The sequence below is a fragment of the Mycobacterium sp. 1423905.2 genome, from assembly GCF_001673155.1.
Taxonomy (GTDB): domain Bacteria; phylum Actinomycetota; class Actinomycetes; order Mycobacteriales; family Mycobacteriaceae; genus Mycobacterium.
Window position 1 is genome coordinate 1 of sequence record NZ_LZLE01000087.1, and the last position, 5,578, is coordinate 5,578.

1 protein-coding gene is annotated in these 5,578 nt (G+C 67.5%); it reads right to left on the reverse strand.

Annotation, left to right across the window (positions count from 1 at the left end; translation table 11 throughout):
• On the reverse strand, positions 1–5,578 hold a 5,578-nt coding region (locus A9W95_RS04605), incomplete at both ends, for a non-ribosomal peptide synthetase (protein WP_172826557.1).

Here is a 5,578-nt window from a genome sequence, read left to right on the forward strand (position 1 = left end):
TCGAACGGCCGGCGCAGGTCAGCGCTACCGCCGCGGGCGTGCGCGCCACCTGCGCGGCCCACAGCGCGGGAATCGACAGGCCGGTGGATGCGGGCCGCGTCAGCGCCGCCCGGTTGCCCCAAACATCAAGTGCCGCAGCCTCTGTGTCGTCGACCTGCGCGATCGTTGCCAACCGGCGTCCCGGTTCGGCCGTCATCGTATCCAACACCCGACGGAACCGACTGGTCAGCGCCTCGATGCTCGCGGCGTCGAACACAGTGGTGGCGAACTCGATTCGGAGCCCGAGTTCCTTGCCGGGCAGCCCGAGGAGGGTAAGGGGGTAATGCGTCGATTCCCGGCTGGTGACCTTGGTGATGGTCAACTCCGGAGTTTCTGTCATGGCATGGCGGTCGATCGGATAGTTCTCGTACACGAACAAGGTGTCGAACAGTCTCTCGTGCCCACTGAGACGGTGAATCTCGTTGAGCCCCAGGTGCTGATGCTCCAGCGTGTCGTTGTGCAACCGGCGCAAGCTGTCCACCAGGTCCGCAACGGTGCTGGCCGGCGTGACCCTCGCGCGCACCGGCACGGTGTTGACCAGCAGGCCCACCATCGACTCGGCATTGGTCAACTCGGGTTGCCGACCCGAGACCGGGACGCCGAAGGCGACGTCCGGCCGGCCGGTCAACCCCATCAGCACCTGCGCCCAAGCCGCCTGCAGCACGATGTTGACGGTGGTGTGACACGAGCGCGCCAACTCGTTGACCGCACGCGTGGTCTGCTCGGACAGATTAAATGAGGTGGCACCGCGCGAGCCCAGCCCTAATCGGTCCGACGAGCCGACCAGTGTCGGAACGTCGAAGCCAGCCAACACGTTTCGCCACACCGCTTGCGCAGCCTCGACGTCTCGATCGGCCAGCCACGTCACGAACCGGCGATACGACGCCGGGGCAGGCAGCCGCTGCCTGTGGTAACCGGCGAAGATCTCCCGCAACAGGATCGGCATCGACCAGCCGTCGACCACGATGTGGTGATTGGTCAGGACGAGCCGGTACTGCGCGGCGCCGGTGCGCAGCAGAGCCGCTCGAAACGCCGGCGCGCCGGCAAGGTCGCAGACCGCGGCTCGTTCGGCCGCGCTGACCCGTCGTAGCTCCGCCTCGACGTCGGCGTCGGCGTCCAGCTCCACATACCGCCATCCGGCGACAGCATCGGCCGGGATGATCTGGACTGCCTCCTGCGCCCGGAACCGGGCCACCAGGTTGGGGTGCCGGGCGATCACCGTCTGTACCGCGTCCCTCAGCCGCTCGGGGTCGAGCGCGCCGGTGAGCATCAACTCCAGCTGAACGGCATAGACATCGTCGCCGCCCGGGGCGGTGCTGGCGTGGAAAAGCAGCCCCTGCTGCATCGGGGTCAGCGGCAGGATGTCGGTGAGCCGGTATTGCCGTTGCAAGTCGTCAATCTGCTGCTGGCTCAACCGCGCCGGGACGATATCGGAGGGCGTCAGTCCGCCTCCACCGGATCGGACGTGCGCGCAGATGCCGCGCAACGCGTCCAGCCATAGCCCGCTGAGCCGGGCGATCCCCGCACCGTCCACGGCCGACGGCGCCCACGTCCAGGTGGCATGCAGCTGTGGGCCGGCGCCGGTGTCCACGGTGGCGGCGGTGAGGTCCACGGTGTGCATCAGCGGCAAGGCGACCGCGGCGGCGGTCAGCGAGGCGCCTTCGTGGCAGATCCGCCAGCCGTCCGCCACAGCGTGGCCGTTTGCGCCGAGGCGTCCCAGATAGTTGAAGCCGATCGTCGGATCCGATTTGGGCAACTCGACGTCGGGGTTGAGGTAGCGCAACATGCCGTAGGTCACGCCGTCGGGCAGGGCCCGGAGTTGCTCCTTGACGTCCTTGACCATGTCCCCCAGGGCCGGTTCACCGGCGACCACCTGCGCCCACGACAACCCGCCCACCGCCATGGCCACCGGGTACTTGGCGGTGAACCAGCCCACGGTGCGCGAAAGGTCAACGCCGTCAATCAGATTCTCGTTGCGGCCATGGCTTTCCACGTCGATTCCGATCGGCGCGCCGCCGCTTCCCAGAAACTCTGCGCACGCGAGCCCAAATGCGATGAGCAAGATGTCGTGTACGCCGGCGTGGAAGGCTGCGGGCACCTCGCCCAGCAGCAAGCCGGTGGTTTCGGCGTCGAGTGCTGCCGATAGCCGTCCGGCGCTCAAATAGGTGTCCACGGCGGGCTGCACGGCCGGGAGTGCGGTGGGGTCGGCGGCGGCCACCTGTCGCCAGTCGTCCGCCTGCGCTACCACCGCTGCGGCGCGCGCCTGCTCATTTAGCAGGGCGGCCCACCGCTGGAAGGAGGTGCCGGTAGCGGGCAACGCCACCGGCCGTCCGGCTCGATGCTGCGCCCACGCAATGTTCATGTCTTCCAGCAGGATTCGCCATGACACGCCGTCGACGGCCAAGTGGTGGATCATCAGTACCAACTGGCCGGCCGACGCCACCCACAAGCCGCTGACCATCGCGCCCGCGGCGGGATTCACTCGCGCCCGCGCGGCGGCCAGCGCCTCCTCGGACAAAGCGTCCACCGCCTGCACGCAGCTGCTGGCAGCGACCGAATTGTCGGGCACCCGCAGCGACCATCCCCCGGCGCCGTCGTCGTCGACGCGTAACCGCAGCATGGCGTGCCGATCCAGCAGGGCCTGCAGCACGGCCACCACATCGATCTCGGTCACCCCGTCGGGCGCCTGCACGACCACCGTCTGGCTGAACTGCTCGGTCGGGCCGTCCACGCTACGTAGCCAACGCATGATCGGGGTGGGCAGCACCGGCCCGAGACCTTCGTCGATGACGGTGTCCGCGTGGTCGGCCGTGCGGGCCACCCGGGCCAGCCCGGCTACGGTCTGCTCGACGAAGATGTCGCGCGGGCGGCAGATCACCCTGGCTGCCCGTGCCCGCGCCACCACTTGCATCGACAGGATGCTGTCGCCGCCGAGTTCGAAGAACGATTCGTCGACTCCGACCCGTTGCAGCCCCAAGACTTCCGCATAGATGCCGGCCAAGATTTCTTCGATCGCGGTGGCCGGGGCCTGATAGCGATCGGCGTCCTGGAATTCCGGTGCCGGCAGGGCACGTAGGTCGAGCTTGCCGGAGGAGGTCAGCGGGACCGCGTCGAGCACCACGATCTGGGCGGGCACCATGTATCCGGGCAGCCGCTCGCTCAAGCGCTGCCGTACGGCGTTGAGCTTAGTGGTGGCGTGCGGGTTGTTGGCGTAGGCGGTGTGCTGCAGCGCCGACGCCGCAGGCAGGTAGACGTCGGTGAGCGGCTCGCCGTGGCTGTGCAAGACCGCGTCCAGCGTGCCGGGTTCGGCGCCCCAGGTGACTGCAACGCAGTATCCGAAGGTTTCGCCCAGGCGGTGCAATTGCTCCGGAGTGACGGCGGATTCGGCAGGTTCGTCGACGAGCGGCATCCCGGCGGCCAAAGCCTGTTCGTGGCGGACGTCGGTGATCAATCCAGCGCGTGGAATTCCGGTGACCCGCAGGGCGTCGGGAAGCTGGGATTCCAATTGGGTTCGCAACTCGCTCCAGCCGGTCCAGTCCCAGCTGGGTATGTGGGCCAGCGTCGTGACCGGTGTAGGCGCTTTGTGGACGACGACGTCGTAGCGGTATCGGTTGAGTTCGTTGTCGGCCGAGCCGCGTTTGACTTGAATGTCGAGTCCGGCGACGGCTGGGTGGCTCGCGGCCCATGTGGTGAAAAACTCAGGCGCCAAGAGCAATTCGGACTCGGTGTGGGTGGCGCGCAAGACGCGTTGGCGGATCTCGTCGAGTTCGGTGGAGTGAGCCATTGCCACGCCGGTCTGAAAAGCTCTATGCAGGTGGTTGTTCCGGACGTCGCCAAGGAACAGCGCCCCGCCGGGGGCAATTAAGTCCAGGACGCTGTCGATGAGTCCGCGCAGATATGCCGCGTTGGGAAAGTACTGGACGACCGAGTTCAGCACGACGGTGTCGAAGTATCGCTGCGGCAATCCATCGGTGACGTGAGCAGGTTGGGCCCGCAGTTCAACTCGGTCACGCCACGGAATGTGCGCCAGCGTTCGCGACAAGGAGTCGATCGCCACCGGCGACATGTCGGTGGCCACATAGTGTTCGCAGCGCGGCGCGATCTGTGACAACACCAGCCCAGAGCCCACGCCGATCTCCAACACCCGGCGCGGCCGCAGCGCCATGATCCGCTCCACCGTGGCCGCCCGCCACTCCTGCATCTCCTCGAGGGGGATCGGCTCACCGGTGTAGCTGCTGTTCCAGCCCCGGAAGTCCATCCCGAAGGCAGTCACGTCGTCTTGCGCGCCGTACAGGTCGTCGTAGAGGTGTTGCCACTGGTCGACGATCTCTTCGTCGTACCCGGCACCGGGAGTGAGGGTGACGTATGCGACGAGGCTGGCGCCTCCGGTCGCGTTGTGGTGCACGGTCGCAACCGCCTGGTCGACCTCCGGGCAAGCCAGCAACGTGTTTTCGATCTCGCCGAGTTCGATGCGGTACCCGCGCAGCTTGACTTGCTCGTCGGCCCGGCCCACATAGCGCAGTTGCCCGGCGGTGCCCCAGGACACCAGATCACCGGTGCGGTACATGCGCGCGCCGGGCATCCCGAAGGGACACGCCACGAACCGCGCCGCGGTCAATCCCGCGCGCCGCACGTAGCCCAGGCCCACGCCGGCACCGGCCACATACAATTCGCCGACGACGCCCGGCGGCACCGGACGCAACCAGCCGTCCAAGACGAAGAACCCAAGATGGGTTAGCGGCGAGCCAACCGGGCTGTCGTGGCCGTCGGTGTCGGCGGCGACGATTTCGCGCAGCGAGGCGTGCACGGTTGTCTCGGTGGTTCCGTACAGATTGAGCAGACGGGTGTCGGGGTGGCGGTCCAGCCAGGTCCGCAGCCGTTGCGGTTGCAGCGCTTCGCCGGCGAAGAGCACCGCCTCGAGCTCCAGCTGCCGGGTGGGTGATAACGAGTCCGCGGTTTGGAGCGCAGAGAACGCCGACGGTGTCTGGCTCAGCACGCTGACGTGTTCGGCGACGAGCAGAGAGTGGAAGTCTTCCGGCGACCGGGCCACCGACTCGGACACCACGACCAGCCGGCCTCCGCTGAGCAGCGCCCCCCACATTTCGAAGACCGACACGTCGAACGCCAGAGAGTGCCACTGTGACCACACCGCCGCATCGGGCAGTTGGTCGCGCAGCGACGCCAGCAGTTCGGTGACGTTGCGATGAGCGATGGCAACACCTTTGGGGACACCGGTGGTACCCGAGGTGTAGATGAAGTAGGCGATGTTCTCCGCCGACGGACTCGGTAGAGGCGTGTCGGAGCATTGGGAAGTAGCGGGCTCGTCGACGGCGATAACCGGCAGATCGTTGCCGCCCCACCGGCCGGACGATGCTGCGGTGGTGACGACGGCGACCGGGGCGGCGTCGGCGAACATGAATTCGATGCGCGCGGCCGGCAGGCCCGGGTCGATCGGCAGATAGGCCGCCCCGGTCTTGAACACCGCCAGGATCGCCACGACCGCCTCGGCCGACCGCGACATCGGGAGCGCCACCACCGA